Raw genomic sequence first — 15,369 nt, 5'->3', positions numbered from 1 at the left:
CCATATGATTGAAAGGATATAATTTTATAAAGAGTGGGTAATTATAACAAACGCGCACCCGTAACAATGGCTCGCACCTTCATTGCTAAAACCATACTCAATAAAACAAAACGCCGGGATCCCTGGTTCCTGGATGATTATACGCTCAATCCATATAGCGGATGTTCATTCAACTGCCTGTATTGTTATATCAGAGGCAGTAAATACGGGGTTAACATGGAAGAAAAACTGAGCATAAAAGGCAATGCGGTGGCGCTGCTGGAGCGGCAGCTGGCTGCAAGGGCCCGCAAAAAGCAATATGGATTTATCGTATTGTCGTCGGCTACCGACCCGTACCTGCAGCTGGAAAAAACAACCCACCTTACCCGGCAGCTTCTGGAGGTAATCCTGCATTACCGTTTTCCGGTTCACGTAATTACCAAATCGGATCTCGTCAGCAGAGACTTCGATCTGCTTCAGGCCATTGACCGGGAGGGTATACTCCCGGAGGACCTGGACGGCAGAATAAATCACAAGGCATTGGTTACGTTTTCCTTTTCCACTATTGAAGATCGGATTGCCCACATTTTTGAGCCGGGAGCCACACCCCCCTCAAAACGTATAAATGCTTTGGCGCTGGCGCTTGAGAAAGGACTTTTCAGTGGCGTTAGCCTGATGCCCTTACTGCCATTTATAACGGATACGGCTGTACAACTGGAGCAGCTGTTTCAAACTTTTAAAGTGGTTGGCGCTAATTACCTGCTTCCATCAACACTGACCTTATTTGGCTCGGACCCTTCCGATAGTAAAACCCTGGTGCTCCGTGCCGTAGAAAAGCAGTATCCGCATTTGCTGGTAAAATACCGGCAGTTTTTTCAATATGGGTCGCAGATGCCGCTGTACTATCGCAAGGCCTTTGTAGAAAAAATGGAAGCAATGTGCCGGAAATACGAGCTTCAGAGTAGGTTGCTAATAAATTAACCGAAAGCCGACATTGATTTACGGCTTAAGGATGTGTATAAAACTGGTATCATGAACATGGAGAAAATTGAACCGCGAATGCAATTTAAGGTGTTTCAAAATGAGCTACAGCGCCTTGCTGTTTACCAAGGTTCATAAAAGTAAATTTCCCGCAGCAATTTTTCGAGCTTTTTTTTGGACGATTGGACTGTTGTTAAGCCGATTCAAAAGGGCTATTGTTGGGGCAGCGACGGTCATTGAAAGCAAGAAGCAGCCCGCAGGTTCCGATAACCAGATAGCCCAGCACCAGGGGAAAAACACTGCTAGCCATCAGGTTGCTGATTATTGAACCCAACGCTGCTCCAATTGAAAAGGATGTTGTTCCGTACAGGGAAGAGGCCGTTCCTGCAGTACTGCCCAAAGGCTCCAGCGCAAGTGCGCAGCTATTGGGCTCTACAGCCAGGGTAATTGCCATTATCAATGTTACTGCAATAAAAAACAGGAGCATATTTGGCGGATCTCCGAAGCTTATTGAACCCAACAGTAATCCTGCTGCTATCAGCGTATAGATAATAAGAAGCGATTTTATCGTTCGGTGAGCCCCGTATTTTGCTGATAAGTGTGCGTTTGTAAACGTTGATAAAGTCATAAACAAACCCATGCCACCAAAAATCCATGGAAACCAAGAAGGCTTACCATAAATTCCGCCAATGATATGTTCCGAGCTGGCTACATAAGAACTGAGTGCTGTAAAAAGCAGAGTAGTGATACCGGTGTATCGAAGAAACGTCCGGTTGTGTAGAACGGTTCCCATCGATTTGCTAATGCTGGTGAAATGGAGGGATGTCCTTTTGTTCTTTGGTAAAGATTCATCCAGGCGTAGCGACCATAGAAAAACGACAAAGCCGAACAAGGGAGGCGCTAAGAAAACTGCCTGCCACGAAGCAATATGCAAAATGGCCGATCCCAAAAAAGGAGCAATAACCGGTGTAAATAGAAAAACAGTAAAAATAAGAGACATGATGCGCGCCATTTCATTACCGCAAAAACGGTCCCGTACACTGGCAATAGTGGTCATAAAAACCGCTGAAGCGCCTACTCCGGCAATAAAGCGCGCTCCAAGCATAAATACGAGGTTGGGAGCAAATGCAGCGGCAATCCCTCCAAGTATGTAAAGCGGAAAGCCGATCCGAAGAATAGGCAGCCGTCCAAAACGATCAGACAGCGTTCCAAATATAATTTGAGCGATCTGGCCCAGGAAAAAGAACGAAATGATTTTGGCAGTTTCGGGTGACTTTTGATCAAGCCCGTAGTCCTTGCGCAATTCGGCGAATGCAGGAAGCATGATATCAATCCCCAAAGCCGTGAGCATCATTGCCGAAGCCGAAAGAGCGATCAATTCACCTTGTTTCATTTTCATAAGAATTGGGCATTTGAAATCCTGTTCAACCAGGGGATACTATTCCTATCTTTAAAAGTTGTACATCTGCATTTTTGCCCGTTATGCGGGTAAGTTGTTTATCGGGTTGTATGCAACTCGGCGTTATCATCGATTTATTTATCGTGCTTTTCGCAACATAGGATGCAGAATCGGCGAGCTGCCGGACCGAATTTCCCCAATCACTTCAAACCCATGGCGTTCGTATAGTGAAATATTCCTGGGGTTTGATGATTCGAGATACGCGATTGATCCATCCTTGTCAACGACTTTAAGTGCTTCCTTCATCAAAGCTGAGCCCACTCCGGTATTCTGATAAGCCGGATCAACGCCAATCATCGGTAAATACCAGTGAGGCTCAGCCGGACGAAATTTTTCCATCTGCTCAAAGATCCCCGGTAAATCCTTTTTTACATCATTGCTCACATTTTCGTCAAACAGCCGCACCAACGACTCTTCATCAGATCCGGCGCCAGGCGGTAGCCACAGGGCAACGCCTGCGAAGTTATCGCCCATGTAGGCTGTTCCTCCCTCAAATGCGTTGCCGCCGAAAGCCTTCGCTATCAAAGGGAACGCAGCAAGATATTTCTTAGAGTTTGGGAGCGACCAGCGAACCATGGGGTCAACGCTAAATGCTAATGTCAATACCGCAATGGCACCGGCTTCTTCTGATGGCTGAGCGATTTTTATTGTCATAAGGCTTCATTTAATATAAACCAATGTTGCTCTTGCGCAATGTTTATCAAAGGTACTGTCTGACTTTTGCTTAAAAGCAGTGTAAATCGGACATTCTTAAGGGGTGATTTAGACATGCCATAGCAGCATAAAAAAAAGTGTGTTGTAAAACACACTTTAGTGATCCGGATTGGATTCGAACCAATGACCCTCAGCTTAGAAGGCTGATGCTCTATCCAGCTGAGCTACCGGTCCGGATCAGAGGCGCAAAATTAAGAAACAAAAATAACAGTATCAATATGTTGATAAAAATAATTTCATCGGGTAAACACCGTTTTTTTTCTTAATCAGGCACCAACACATTACATTTTGGCAATCAAAAAACACTTCAAAATAAAGTAGGCCCCCGAAAAAGCCCCCTCGATTTGCTGTTGCGATTTGAAAGGAAATGAAAGAACTTGATATGCAAAAATAATAAAAAAACTATTGGGACTGTTGAAAGGAAAAGTTGTATGAGCTGCTCTTTTTCAATTGTCACCAACTTTTCTAATTTACTGGCTTGATTTGAGTTTTAGAGCGCTAGAATGAAGTCTGTCCAGTATGGTTTTAAGTTCTTGAAAATCAGATATTTCACCATGATTCTCCATATATGTGCAGAATTTAATTTTAATACTGTTTTTATCCCATCCTGGCGGCGGACTGTCCGGGATATTGTCGAACAATGTTAAAAGTCTTGGACGATTCCAATAGTTAATCGCATCCTTTGGCATGGTCTTTTGAAATTCTCTTTCCTTTCCCTTTGCAACTATAGTCTCCATTGTTGGGTCTGATATTCCTTCTTTGGTGATACTGAAAATTGTTTCATTTTCTATATACCCTGCTTTGATGAGATGCCCTAAATAGTTACGCCCCTTGTCATCACCATCAACGAGAACAAGGGAGCGCAGTTTGTATATAGTTATTGCATCCTGTGCTTTCTTTTTGATCTCGTCACCATTGGAATCGATCATTTCAATGTTTTTAGAAAAGAAATCTTTTAATTTGGGAAAGAACGTTAAGGCCTTGTTTACGTATCTAATATCAATTGAGCCCTCAAGGAACAAATAGACCTTATCGTACCCACCGCTTGGAATAAAATCTGGAGTGTATGCGCCAAGTATGTTGATAAATGGCTTCCATTGATTATTAGAATCATGTGGGTATAAGGTTGTTTGTGTGTACACCGTATCTCGGAATTTGCCTTTTGCTAGAAGATTATTTGAAGATGTATCGCGCGTATTCAAAAAGTGATAACTGTGGGTTGTTAACAATATTGGTGTATCAGACGAATAGTTTAGAAGCGCATTGTATAGATTTCTTTGGGCTTTTGGATGTAAGAAGGTTTCTGGTTCTTCGATTGCCCATATATATTGGGCGTTTGAGTTTTTATTAGTAGGCTTATATTTATCTAAGTATCTTAAGAGAGAAAACATCGTTATAGCCTGTATCCCTGATCCCTTCCTACTTATATCGGTTACTATGCTGTCATCTATTGAGATTGGCAGAGATGAAAGGAATTCTGTCACATCTTTGAACGGTATATTGAATATGAAATTTTTAATTTGCGGAGATTGCTCTTGAAGTATTTGGGTGATATTGCCATTGGCTGAAGATATTATTTCCTCTATGTTTTTCTTTATATTATCGAATTTACTTTTAAACTCCAAGGCACTCGGATTTCGTCCTCTTCCCCAGGTATTAAATATTCTCTTTGTCAACTCATATGTGATGTCTTTATTAATAAAGTTGTTTAAATCTTTAACGGCGGGTATATAGATATAATTTAGGCTGCGCCTAAAGTCATAATTGAAGAAGTCTTGAATCTCTTTTGGTTGATATTTTTGTCCATTTATCGGATCATTATACTGAACTTGTTCGTAATTGCTTCTCGAAATTGTCAAGGACAAGGTTACATTTTTATTGTCGAAATTTTTGATAATATCAAGGGAGCGAAACTCTTCAAATTTGGCAATGAGTTTTTTATCCTTTTTGGGGTCTAATTGAAATGTGACAGATATGGTAGCTTTTTCCTTTCCATTTTCATTCACATTAAAAGCGTGCATATCCAGAATTGCATCAAATGGTCTATTTTCAATGTTGCCGTTGAAAAACAAATCGAGGGCTCTCAAAACATTGGATTTTCCACAGTTGTTTTCTCCTGTTAAAGTAATGTAGTTGGAATTAATTGAAAAAGAAACCGGGTCCTTGAAAGACCTGAAATTTTTGATCGTAAAACGCGTTAGTTTCATGGTACATCTTGCTGTTTATTAATAATTGCCTCAATATACAATATAAATTTCAATATATTTCTGGCTGTAGATTCGAAATTAGACTTCTGATGTTTTCTCATTTGGTGTCCGTTAATTTCGGTTGTGTCTTTTGGGTCACTGGATTACCTACCGAACTCGGTCAGCTTGTGATTTCTGCTCTTTAACCAACACCATTTTTGATCGCTCAAATTCAAATAAGATGAAACGCGATCAACCCTTGTTTCCCCCAAGACTACAAAGTAATGTAGACAACGCCAATCGCTTAGTGGTGCTGTCGGACCTGGCGGATTTTAAGTTCGAGCTTGTATCTGCATTTAAGGTGCTCCTAAAGGAAATTTTAGGACAACCCAGTAAGCGTTGGTTAAAAACCTCGGAAGTGCGAAAAATGTTGGGCATGTCTGCCGGTACTCTGCAGACGCTCCGCAACAAGGGTACGATTCCTTCTACTAAAATCGGTGGAGTGGTCTACTACGATATTGAGGAGATTAAAAAAGTTCTTTCATCCTATAAATCTAAAGGAAATGGCTAAGACAACCAGGAGTGGGATATGTGCTCCGCCGACAGTTCAGCACATCAGAATTTATTTTGATCAGAGGGGCTTGCCCACGAAAGCCGCGGATGGTTTTTATCAATATTACAAGAGCCGGAAATGGAAGACGGGGAAAGGCAGTTTCATTCGTAACTGGAAGACCGCTGCCAATAACTGGATATGGATGCATCAGCAAAGCAATCGACCGCAGACAATTGAGGTAAAGCTGCGCTTACAAATTCCTTCAGGGATACATATGGTGGATTATGGCCAGTAATACGAAGAAGATCACGGATGAGGTGTCCTTTTTCTTCCGGCCTTCGCTAAAGTCTTTCGGTAAGCTTGCGGAAGAAGCCGCGCAGCTGGAAGATATGAAGCTGCTTTTTGGCCGGTTTATTCCTGAAGGGACCCTGATTCATTTTCCTTCACCTCGTGGTGTCGGAAAGAGTTTTTTCTGTATGCAGCTTTGCACAGCGGTGGCGTATGAACAACCGGAATTTCTTGGTGAACCGATCACCTTACATGGCAATACGCTGTACATCAATAACGAGCTATCCGAAAAGGTTTTACGCCGGAGAAGCGAAAAGCTCATGAGCAATCTTCCTTTTTCACCAGCGACAAGATTTAAACCCAGGGCTTATACGACAAAGAATAGTTTGGCTGATGATCTTCCGGCGATCATACAGATCGTGGAGCGACTTAAGCCGGTATTGATAATAATTGACAACCTGCGTATGGCATTTGCCGATACCGACACCAATAGTAACAAAGAAATCACCCGGATGATGTTTACCCTGCTCGCTTTATGCGAAAGTTCCAAGACAGCCATTGTTGTGACCGATCATTTCAGAAAACATACTTCTTCATTGCTAAGCGATAGCGATCTCCAGGCGGGAAGTGGTGTAAAAACAGATCTGGCCGACGGTGATTTCTTTTTAAGAAAGAGTGCGCAGGATAAAAATTTACGCTTGCTGAAGAGGGGCAAATCCAGGCATTTTGAAGAAGCAGACAGAGCAAAGCTCTTACGCCTAAACCCACAAACGTTGTGGTTTGAATTGGTGGAGGACGACGTTAACGAAGCGGAACACATCGGGATAAAGTCGATCAAAAATAAAGAGGAGCAGCTTGACATGGCAAAGCTGTTACAGGAAAATGGTAAATCAATTCGTGAGATAGCGGGTATCCTGGGCAAGAGTAAATCCACCGTTCAGCGATGGTTGAATAAACCGGAGGGCGACGCCAACGGCACCGATATAGCAGAAGAACGCCGGAAGGCACAGTAAGAAACAAAGACACACAGAGTTGAATTGTCCCAAAAATTTCCGGCGCGTGAAAATGGGACACTGTTTTTAGCTAATGGATTGGCGGATAATACTAATCATGAAAAAAGTGGGACAGTTCGACCACAAAAATGGGACACCTGATAAAAAATGGGACAGTAAGCAATAGAACATCAGTTCACAATTATTCACAATTAAAAACGTACACAAAATGAAAACACCAAAATTTGCTTTGATCGCTGCACTATCACTGGCAATGTTCAGCTGCTCCAAAGAAAAAGTTAGCAGCAACCTGCCAGAACAATTACCTGAATCCTCAAACGCTGTGATGAGGCCAGCAGTAATAACCGGGGTGACGAACCCCTATGACGAAATCGGTCGGCAGCACAACGAGCTGCTATCAAAGACCCGGTATTATATAGAAAGAGGTGGGGAAAATACCATTAGCGGGCGCAGCCGGTTTGTTGTAAAAGTTACCGGTATTGATAAAAAGGCCGCTGACCTGGACGCGTTTGTTATAAAAATTATCAGCGATACGGCTTCCCGTTTTCATAATACTATAGAAAGGCAATCGCAAAACCCTGCTGTAAAAAATCACCTGTATCAGATCTGCGATGCGATAAAGCTGCTTAAGGAAAAACAGGATATCGAAGCTGTTAAAGCAAGAATTAATGAAATAGAACAGCAGATATCCAACGCAATCAATCTTAATCAGACGGAAAAACGAGCGCTTTTTATAGCCGCTTCTGTAGCAAAACATTCAACCGAATATTGGTTGAATGATCCGGAACTAAACCCAACAAGCGATAGCAACCTTGCCCAGCGACCCAATTTTATCAAGCGGGCGTTGAAGGCGATTGCCGCCGCTACCGTTGATATGGTTGCTGCTGTTGAAACAGCCTTTACCGATGGCGACATGGCAGAAATAGTAGCAGAAGCTGGTGCCACAAGCTCCCATTTCTACGAAACGATGGACTATTTGCCCGGTTGGTCATAACCTTATCGCTGTCCCATTTTTAAAAAAAGAGTCAAGACTTATTTATTAACTATAAACGCAAATCAACATGAAAACCAAATTTTTTGCCTTGCTTTCCTTCTTAGTCGGCGTAATTTCTTGTGGTAAGGAGGAAGCACTTGAACAAAAGACGGCCGGGGTAACCAGGAAGGCGCCTATTGAAGCGATCAGTTTATCAAGGCCGGGGAATGGTAGTAATCCTTTCGATAGCATCGGCATTTTACACAACGCGGGTATCGAAGCGTGCCAAAAATTCCTTGCAAAAAGTAAGGATACCAGCTTCCGAAAAGCGAGCAGTTTTCTTTATGATTTTTATAAAAGGAGCGGCCATAAACCTGGCCCGGAGCTAAAAACGCTGCCGGCTTACTTTAAAAACATGAAAGATAGCTACAGGAATTTGCTGGCGAACGCCGAATTAAGTCCTTCCGCAAAAAAAATCAGTATGGAGCTTTTTGATACGCTTGCTGCAATTAATTCCCTGGATTATGTAATTCTGAAACGTAAAATTCTGAAGATCGAAGAAAAAATACCGCAGCTTTCTGTCTCATCGCGCGAAAAAAAATTGCTGCTAACGGCCTGCTCTGTTGCACGTCATTCTGCTTATCTCTGGTTCAATCAGCCGGTAAAGTTGATGACTTTAGGAAAATTCTGGGATACGGTGAAAGCCGTTTTTGGCGTGGTGAATGTCGTGATTGCCGATGTGTGGGCGACTTATGTCACGGTAACCGTTGGCCCGATTATAGAAGATCCGATTTATACCATAGGTATTTGCAGCGTCGGTACCGCTTTATTCTTTGGCCTTTGCTAATGTAACGCACTTTAAATTTCAGGTTCATAAACCTGCTTTGTACAAACAATAATTATCAATAACAACTACTGACAGAATTTCCGGCTTTTAGAGGGCCTTACGCTTCGCAGAAGCGAGGGGCGGAGCCCCTTTACCTTCCGCGAGGAAGTAGCAAGATATACGTTTGTATGACAAACGGCGCTTGCCCGTTGCTCCGGAGTCGCAACGAGGGCTGGAATAACGCTCGAAACTCGGTTATTCTGTCAGTTTATCAACTGGAATCACATGGAAAATATAGATAGCAATGCGAAACTTTCCGGTCAGCGGTCTTACAGAATCAATCTGCGGCTTACGGAGGCAGAGTTCAAAAAGCTGGCTGCAGCCGTTAACCAAACGCTGCACAAGTCGCTCAGTTCCTATGCCCGGAAATTGCTTTTAGGTAAGCCCGTCACGATATTAACGAGGGACGAAAGCAAAGACAAGGCCATCTACGAACTAAGTTTAATCCGGGCAGAATTATCGGCAGTTGCCAATAATTTCAACCAGGTCGTAAAGCGCATCCACCGGCTTGACCTGGCTGGTAACAAAAACTATTGGCTTGTTACCTGCACTCGCTTGCAAAAGGAACTGCTGGAAAAGATTGATAGTATTCAACAGCATATTTCAAAAATGTCAAAGCAATGGTCGTAAGGTTTGTAAGCGGTAGATCTATAAAGGGGGCTGTTAACTACAATGAAGAGAAGGTGCGGCTTGGCAAAGCAAACCTGATACATGCAGAGAAGTATCTCGACGATCCGGCTGATCTTTCGTTTAAAGATCGGCTTTCGAGATTGGAGGATCTGGCCGCTTTGAAGGAGCGGACAAAAGAGAATTGCGTTCATGTCTCCTTGAATTTTGATCCCACTGAACAGATGTCTGATGAAAAGATGATCCGTATTGCGAGAGATTATATGCAGGGGATCGGGTTCGGCGATCAGCCTTTTTTGGTGTACCGGCATCATGATGCAGCACACGTACATTGCCACATTGTTTCGACAAATGTGATTTCTCGCGATGATAAGATCTCCCTTCACAACCTGGTTCCGAATTTTTCAGAGCCGACGCGCAAGAAGATTGAAGAAAAATATGGGCTTATCCGCGCCGAAGGCAGGGGGAAGGAACAGGAGCGGATGTTAAAACCTGTGGATCTGGAAAAGGCTATATACGGAAAGGCAGAGACAAAAAAGGCGATCTCCAATGTAGTAAGAACGATTGTCCGGGAGTATAAATTTTCTTCGCTTGCGGAGCTGAACGCCGTGCTAAAGGAATACAATGTTGCGGCTGATCGTGGCGAGCCGGACAGCCCCATGTTCAAAAACAAAGGGCTTGTTTACTCATTGCTGGATAAAAAAGGGGAAAAGATTGGTGTGCCGATTAAAGCAAGTGCCATTTATACCACACCAACGATGAAGAAATTGGAAGAACGCTTTGATAAGAATAAGGAAGCGCGCAAAAGCTATCGTGAACCATTAAAGCATGTCATTGATAGAATACTGCCGTCGGCAAAAGACAGGGCAGCGTTTCAATCACTGCTTGCAAAAGAAAATATCAAAGTTGTTTTTCGTGAAAACGAATCCCGTGTTTATGGGATCACGTTTGTGGATCACCGCTCTAAAACAGTTTTTAACGGTAGTGATCTTGGAAAGCCATACAGTGCAGCAAGCATCCAGGCTCGAATCGGTGCAGATCCATCGGCGGCAAATCGGGAGAAAGCCGCAAATGAAACAATAAGTAAACAGGCGCTTGACACCATAGATTACAAACAAGGAATAGGCTCCACCCTGGGGCAGCTGTATGCTAAAGGACTGCGACTGCAAACCGGGGTAAATGATAATAGCGATCATTTTTTTATCGGCCATCGGAAAAGCAAAGCAGAAAATTACGCGCGACTTACACAGAAAATGGAAGCCTATTTCCGGGTGAACAAGGTAAGCCCCGGCTTAATTAGCCAGCTTAATGACTGGGTTAAAGAACAGAAAACGGTCGTTGCTCCGGCATTATTTCTGTCAAATGCCTTTACCTCTTTTATTAATGTAATGCTGCAAAAAGAGCGGGAGCAGCAGGCATTTGCTATGTATGTTCCCAAAAAGAAAAAGCGAAAACCTCGTTAGGACTAATTCATTTCTTGATGCAAAAAACACTATTATATGGCTACAGGAGAAAACGAACAGGGCCTCAGGTCAATCGTTGATTTTACAAGACTGATCAGTATTGCTATCCTGATCATACATTTTTATAGCAGCTGCTACCCGGCTTTTAGGGCCTGGGGTCTGACTGCTGATGTGTCCAGCCGGATTGTACTTAACATCAACAGGCTGCCTTTCTTTTCGTCACCGTTAACGGCAAAGCTATCCGCAATGTTGCTATTGTTGGTCTTTGTGTTGGGGGTAAAGGGAAAAAAGAATGAAAAGCTTAGCCTGAAACTGGCGCTAAGCTATTTTTTAACCGGTCTGGTTTTATATTTTATCAGTCATTTATTCCTTTTCGTACGTGGCGAAGTCATCCTGATGGCAAGCGGTTATATATCGGTGACTGCTATCGGATACTTACTTATGGTAACAGGCGGTACCTATTTGTCCCGTATCCTTAAGGTGAAGCTGCAAAAAGATATATTCAATAAGGAGAATGAGACGTTTCCCCAGGAGGAACGGCAGTTGGAGAATGAGTATTCCGTTAATCTGCCTGCTAGGTATAATCTGAAAGGCAAGGAGCGCAGATCGTATGTGAACTTTATCAACCCCTTCAGGTCGATACTCTGTTGCGGGACCCCGGGAGCAGGGAAAAGTTACTTTGTTGTTCGTCATGTGATCACTCAGAACATCAGCAAGGGCTTTACCATGTTTCTTTATGACTTTAAGTTTCCTGACCTTTCAATTATTGCTTACAACACATTCCTAAAAAATCGACACAAGTATAAGGTTATACCAACGTTCTATGTGATAGACTTTGACAATATCTATCACAGATGTAATCCGCTGCACCCCGAGAGCATGACGGACATAACGGATGCTACGGAGAGCAGCCGGACGATTATGTTAGGACTCAACAGACAATGGATCCAGAAAACCGGCGATTTCTTTGTGGAATCTCCAATAAATTTTTTAACTGCTGTAATATGGTATCTCAAAAAGCACCGGGGTGGAAAATTTTGCACGCTTCCGCATGTAATAGAGCTCATGCAGGCCGACTATCGGGACCTGTTCCCTATTTTGGGAAGTGAAGAAACGATCGAAGTGCTGGTCAATCCCTTTGTTTCAGCTTATAAGAACCGGGCAATGGAGCAGTTGGAAGGGCAGATTGCTTCGGCGAAGATCGCCCTTGCGCGGTTGTCTTCGCCTATGATCTATTATGTGCTTACCGGAAACGATTTTACGCTTGATATTAATAATCCGGACGAGCCAAAAATAGTTGCTGTTGGCAATAACCCTGCAAAAACCCAGGTGTATGGGGCTGTAATATCGCTTTATGTCTCAAGGATGCTAAAGCTGGTTAATCAGAAAGGAAAGCTGCCCAGTTCATTGATTTTTGATGAATTTCCCAGCGTGTATGTTGGTGGTGCCGCAGGCATAGAGTCTACAATAGCCCAGGCAAGGTCTAACCGCGTAGCAACGGTGCTGGCTGTTCAGGATATATCACAGTTGCGAAAGGATTATGGCAAGGAGAGCGCTGATGTGATCTTCAGCATTGTTGGCAATATAATAAGCGGGCAGGTACTGGGCGATACAGCCAAGACGCTCAGTGAGCGCTTCGGAAGGATCATGCAGGAGCGGGAGAGCTATTCCATCAATGCCAACGACACGTCTGTCAGTAAGTCCACCCAGCTGGAAACGGCAATCCCGGCATCAACCATTTCAAACCTGTCCTCTGGTGAATTTGTAGGAGCGGTTGCCGACAATCCCGATATGAAAATACCGCAAAAGGTATTTCATTGCGAAATTATCAATGATCGTGACGCTATCGCGGCTGAGGAAAAGGCCTATGTTCCGATTCCCAAGCCAAGAAATGTAACCCAGGAGGAGATTGAAGAAAACTACCTGAATATTAAAGACGATATCCGGGAACTCATTGCGAGTGAAATGGAGCGCATAGAAACTGATCCTAACCTGGCCCACCTGATCATTCAACAGCCCGAGTCAAAGAAAAATCTATAAAACTATTTCTGATCTCGTATAAAGGTGAACCTTTCAGCAACAAAAAAATGGACTTTTTAGCAATCGAAAAGATCAGCGATAAAAGCAATTTTGTTCTATAACTTTTAAAAAGGCTAAAAATGAGCAAAACAATCTTAATTACAGGAGCCGCAAGCGGTTTTGGAAAAATCGCAGCATTCGATTTAGCCCAAAAGGGCCATAAGGTAATTGCTACAGCACAGGTGTATCCGCAGATGAGCGATCTCATAAGAGAAGCAAAAGAGATAGGAATCGAGCTTACCGTTGATAAACTGGATGTAACTGACCCTCGTGATCGGGCATATATTGTCAGCAAATACGATATAGATATCCTGATCAGCAATGCGGGTATTATGCAAGGCGGCCCTATCGCTGAGCAGCCCCTGGATCTTATCCGGTCCATGTTTGAGACTAACGTTTTCGGCGCTTTGGAACTGGCTCAAGGCTTCATTAGAAAGTTCGTAGCAAAAAAAGCGGGTAAAATAGTCTTCACATCATCAATGGGAGGTTTGTGGACAGTTCCTTATGTAGCTGCATATTGCGCGTCAAAACATGCACTTGAAGCTATCGCGGAGGGGCTGAAAACGGAGCTGGCCCCATTCAATATCAAGATTGCAACCTGTAATCCCGGGGTATTTGGTACGGGATTTAACGACAGAGGTGCCGATTCTATTTTCCGCTGGTACAATCCGGAAGTAAACTTTACGCCGCCATCCGCATTTGATGGGACTGCCGAGGCGCTCGCCAATCAACTCGATCCGCAATCTATGGCAGATTGTATTGTAGATGTAGCGCTTGATGACAATAGCAATTTTCGGAACGTACATCCTAAGGAAACGGAAGATTTTGTAAAGCAGCTACAAGCCGGAGCCTGGACGGCCAAAAGTTAAGATACACCGACCATTTTCAATACCTAAAAATAAAGAAATGAATATAACATATAGCGATGCGACAAAAGCATTGAATGCCGCTATCGAAAAGGCAGGTGCACTCAATATACCAGTAAGTATCGCCGTTGTAGACAATGGTGGTCATCTGATCTCATTTGCACGCTTAAACAGCGTTTACGGTGTTATTGACTTTGCCGTTAAAAAAGCGAAGACTGCTGCCATGTTCGGCGTGGACAGCGATATAATGGGAGATATTATTGCCGGTGCGCACCTTCATGCCTATGGGATGATAAACGCAAACGACGGCTTACTTACGATTGCCGGCGGCGCTGTACTGAAGGATAAAGAAGGTAAGATCATAGGGGCTGTAGGTTCTTCAGGGGGAACGCCGGAGCAGGATAAAGAAATAGCTTTGGCCGGCGCTGCGGCAATCTCCTGATTTTTGAGATATTTGTAAAATGGAAGCAAGTAAGGAACTTATTTTTGATAAACTTGTTTATTCCTGTGCATTTGAAAAACACAGGGGTGCTGAAGAGTTTATGCCGGAACACTTTCTCGGTTTTCAGCTTTCGGGCGAAACCCATGCATTTCATGCAGAGGGACAAACGGTAATCAGCGAAAATACAGTTGTCCTGGTCCGAAAGAACCAACTCGTCCGGACGATCAAATATCCTGGCAAGTCAGGTAAGTATCAATTTGTTTCCATATCCCTGGATCAGGAGACTTTACGGGAATACGCTATAGAAAACAAGATCGTGGTGAATGCTCCCTATCGGGGAAGGCAGCAGCTTTTCTTTGAACCGGATGATTTCCTGCGGTCTTATTTTCTTTCTCTTGCTCCTTATATTAATAAAACAAAAAATGCTACGCCAAGATTAGCCGAATTGAAAATCAGGGAGGCAGTGGAATTACTGCTTCAGTGCAACTCTGCAATAAGGGACATCCTATTTGACTTCCGCGAGCCATATAAGATAGATTTAAAGGAATTCATGAATCAAAACTATATGTTCAATGTTCCGGTAGCATCTTTTGCAAAACTTACTGGGCGCAGCCTCTCAACATTCAAGCGAGATTTTGAAAGAACCTTTGGCGGGACGCCTAATCGGTGGTTGCTCGAAAGGCGTTTAGAGGAGGCACACTACCTTATCAAGCAGAAACAGCAAAAACCGGCAGACTTTTACCTGGATTTAGGATTTGAGAATCTTTCCCATTTTTATTTTGTGTTTAAAAAGAAATTCGGCTTGACAACATCGGAAGTTTAGTGTCATGAACCCTTTAAGAAACTATCTGGCTTTTTCT

At 43.3% G+C, this 15,369-nt stretch carries 15 protein-coding genes and 1 tRNA gene; 12 read left to right on the top strand and 4 right to left on the bottom strand.

Features of this window, described 5'->3' with window-relative positions:
• The first annotated feature begins 66 nt into the window (after positions 1-66).
• The gene (locus LL912_RS12700) at positions 67-960 is read left to right on the top strand and encodes an SPL family radical SAM protein (protein ID WP_235553946.1); all 894 of its coding nucleotides are present in this window, start codon (positions 67-69) and stop codon (positions 958-960) included.
• Between the two features lie 193 nt (positions 961-1,153).
• Here the strand turns inward: LL912_RS12700 and LL912_RS12695 are convergent, their stop codons facing one another.
• The 4 genes from LL912_RS12695 to LL912_RS12680 all read right to left on the bottom strand — a co-directional run bounded on the left by LL912_RS12695 (position 1,154) and on the right by LL912_RS12680 (position 5,340).
• Positions 1,154-2,359: a multidrug effflux MFS transporter gene (locus tag LL912_RS12695; RefSeq protein ID WP_235553945.1), complete on the bottom strand. Its 1,206-nt coding sequence runs from the start codon at positions 2,357-2,359 to the stop codon at positions 1,154-1,156.
• Between the two features lie 138 nt (positions 2,360-2,497).
• Complete coding sequence (locus LL912_RS12690; RefSeq protein WP_235553944.1) at positions 2,498-3,073, bottom strand: GNAT family N-acetyltransferase; 576 nt, start codon at positions 3,071-3,073, stop codon at positions 2,498-2,500.
• A gap of 160 nt (positions 3,074-3,233) precedes the next feature.
• Positions 3,234-3,312, bottom strand: a tRNA-Arg gene (locus LL912_RS12685).
• 291 nt (positions 3,313-3,603) lie between these two features.
• Positions 3,604-5,340 (bottom strand): ATP-dependent nuclease, encoded by a 1,737-nt coding sequence (locus LL912_RS12680; RefSeq protein WP_235553943.1) that lies wholly within the window; start codon positions 5,338-5,340, stop codon positions 3,604-3,606.
• 220 nt (positions 5,341-5,560) lie between these two features.
• Here LL912_RS12680 and LL912_RS12675 point away from each other — a divergent pair, with 220 nt between their 5' ends.
• The 11 genes from LL912_RS12675 (at position 5,561) to LL912_RS12625 (ending at position 15,332) form a co-directional block, all read left to right on the top strand.
• A complete protein-coding gene (locus tag LL912_RS12675) occupies positions 5,561-5,890 on the top strand; it encodes a helix-turn-helix domain-containing protein (RefSeq protein WP_235553942.1) in 330 nt (109 codons plus the stop codon).
• Between the two features lie 70 nt (positions 5,891-5,960).
• Positions 5,961-6,167, top strand: coding sequence for a hypothetical protein (locus tag LL912_RS12670; protein ID WP_235553941.1), 207 nt, complete (start codon positions 5,961-5,963; stop codon positions 6,165-6,167).
• Positions 6,157-7,173, top strand: coding sequence for an AAA family ATPase (locus LL912_RS12665; protein ID WP_235553940.1), 1,017 nt, complete (start codon positions 6,157-6,159; stop codon positions 7,171-7,173). Before LL912_RS12670 ends, LL912_RS12665 begins: the two co-directional genes overlap by 11 nt.
• Before the next feature lie 208 nt (positions 7,174-7,381).
• A complete protein-coding gene (locus tag LL912_RS12660; protein ID WP_235553939.1) occupies positions 7,382-8,167 on the top strand; it encodes a hypothetical protein in 786 nt (261 codons plus the stop codon).
• A gap of 67 nt (positions 8,168-8,234) precedes the next feature.
• A complete protein-coding gene (locus LL912_RS12655) occupies positions 8,235-8,993 on the top strand; it encodes a hypothetical protein (RefSeq protein ID WP_235553938.1) in 759 nt (252 codons plus the stop codon).
• A gap of 264 nt (positions 8,994-9,257) precedes the next feature.
• Positions 9,258-9,662, top strand: a complete 405-nt coding sequence (locus LL912_RS12650) for a plasmid mobilization protein (protein WP_235553937.1) — start codon at positions 9,258-9,260, stop codon at positions 9,660-9,662.
• Positions 9,653-11,122 (top strand): relaxase/mobilization nuclease domain-containing protein, encoded by a 1,470-nt coding sequence (locus LL912_RS12645; RefSeq protein WP_235553936.1) that lies wholly within the window; start codon positions 9,653-9,655, stop codon positions 11,120-11,122. The genes LL912_RS12650 and LL912_RS12645 overlap by 10 nt, the downstream gene beginning before the upstream one ends.
• A gap of 36 nt (positions 11,123-11,158) precedes the next feature.
• A complete protein-coding gene (gene mobC / locus LL912_RS12640) occupies positions 11,159-13,162 on the top strand; it encodes a conjugal transfer protein MobC (RefSeq protein ID WP_235553935.1) in 2,004 nt (667 codons plus the stop codon).
• A gap of 119 nt (positions 13,163-13,281) precedes the next feature.
• Positions 13,282-14,070, top strand: coding sequence for an SDR family oxidoreductase (locus LL912_RS12635; RefSeq protein WP_235553934.1), 789 nt, complete (start codon positions 13,282-13,284; stop codon positions 14,068-14,070).
• Positions 14,071-14,107: 37 nt separating this feature from the next.
• A complete protein-coding gene (locus LL912_RS12630) occupies positions 14,108-14,509 on the top strand; it encodes a GlcG/HbpS family heme-binding protein (RefSeq protein ID WP_235553933.1) in 402 nt (133 codons plus the stop codon).
• Between the two features lie 19 nt (positions 14,510-14,528).
• On the top strand, positions 14,529-15,332 hold the full coding sequence (locus LL912_RS12625) for a helix-turn-helix domain-containing protein (RefSeq protein WP_235553932.1): 804 nt from the start codon (positions 14,529-14,531) through the stop codon (positions 15,330-15,332).
• The last annotated feature ends 37 nt before the right edge of the window (positions 15,333-15,369 follow it).

Source organism: Niabella agricola (genome assembly GCF_021538615.1).
GTDB classification, from domain to species: Bacteria; Bacteroidota; Bacteroidia; order Chitinophagales; family Chitinophagaceae; genus Niabella; species Niabella agricola.
Note: the sequence above shows the minus strand (reverse complement) of the source record. Positions and strands in the feature narration are given on the sequence as shown.

What these genes read in the sequence shown, in the direction of transcription:
- LL912_RS12635 (WP_235553934.1), top strand. Translation starts at nt 13,282, where the DNA reads ATGAGCAAAACAATCTTAATTACAGGAGCCGCAAGCGGTTTTGGAAAA.
- LL912_RS12660 (WP_235553939.1), top strand. Translation starts at nt 7,382, where the DNA reads ATGAAAACACCAAAATTTGCTTTGATCGCTGCACTATCACTGGCAATG.
- LL912_RS12675 (WP_235553942.1), top strand. Translation starts at nt 5,561, where the DNA reads ATGAAACGCGATCAACCCTTGTTTCCCCCAAGACTACAAAGTAATGTA.
- LL912_RS12695 (WP_235553945.1), bottom strand. Translation starts at nt 2,359, where the DNA reads ATGAAAATGAAACAAGGTGAATTGATCGCTCTTTCGGCTTCGGCAATG.
- LL912_RS12645 (WP_235553936.1), top strand. Translation starts at nt 9,653, where the DNA reads ATGGTCGTAAGGTTTGTAAGCGGTAGATCTATAAAGGGGGCTGTTAAC.
- LL912_RS12655 (WP_235553938.1), top strand. Translation starts at nt 8,235, where the DNA reads ATGAAAACCAAATTTTTTGCCTTGCTTTCCTTCTTAGTCGGCGTAATT.
- LL912_RS12630 (WP_235553933.1), top strand. Translation starts at nt 14,108, where the DNA reads ATGAATATAACATATAGCGATGCGACAAAAGCATTGAATGCCGCTATC.
- LL912_RS12650 (WP_235553937.1), top strand. Translation starts at nt 9,258, where the DNA reads ATGGAAAATATAGATAGCAATGCGAAACTTTCCGGTCAGCGGTCTTAC.
- mobC (WP_235553935.1), top strand. Translation starts at nt 11,159, where the DNA reads ATGGCTACAGGAGAAAACGAACAGGGCCTCAGGTCAATCGTTGATTTT.
- LL912_RS12700 (WP_235553946.1), top strand. Translation starts at nt 67, where the DNA reads ATGGCTCGCACCTTCATTGCTAAAACCATACTCAATAAAACAAAACGC.
- LL912_RS12665 (WP_235553940.1), top strand. Translation starts at nt 6,157, where the DNA reads ATGGCCAGTAATACGAAGAAGATCACGGATGAGGTGTCCTTTTTCTTC.
- LL912_RS12680 (WP_235553943.1), bottom strand. Translation starts at nt 5,340, where the DNA reads ATGAAACTAACGCGTTTTACGATCAAAAATTTCAGGTCTTTCAAGGAC.
- LL912_RS12625 (WP_235553932.1), top strand. Translation starts at nt 14,529, where the DNA reads ATGGAAGCAAGTAAGGAACTTATTTTTGATAAACTTGTTTATTCCTGT.
- LL912_RS12690 (WP_235553944.1), bottom strand. Translation starts at nt 3,073, where the DNA reads ATGACAATAAAAATCGCTCAGCCATCAGAAGAAGCCGGTGCCATTGCG.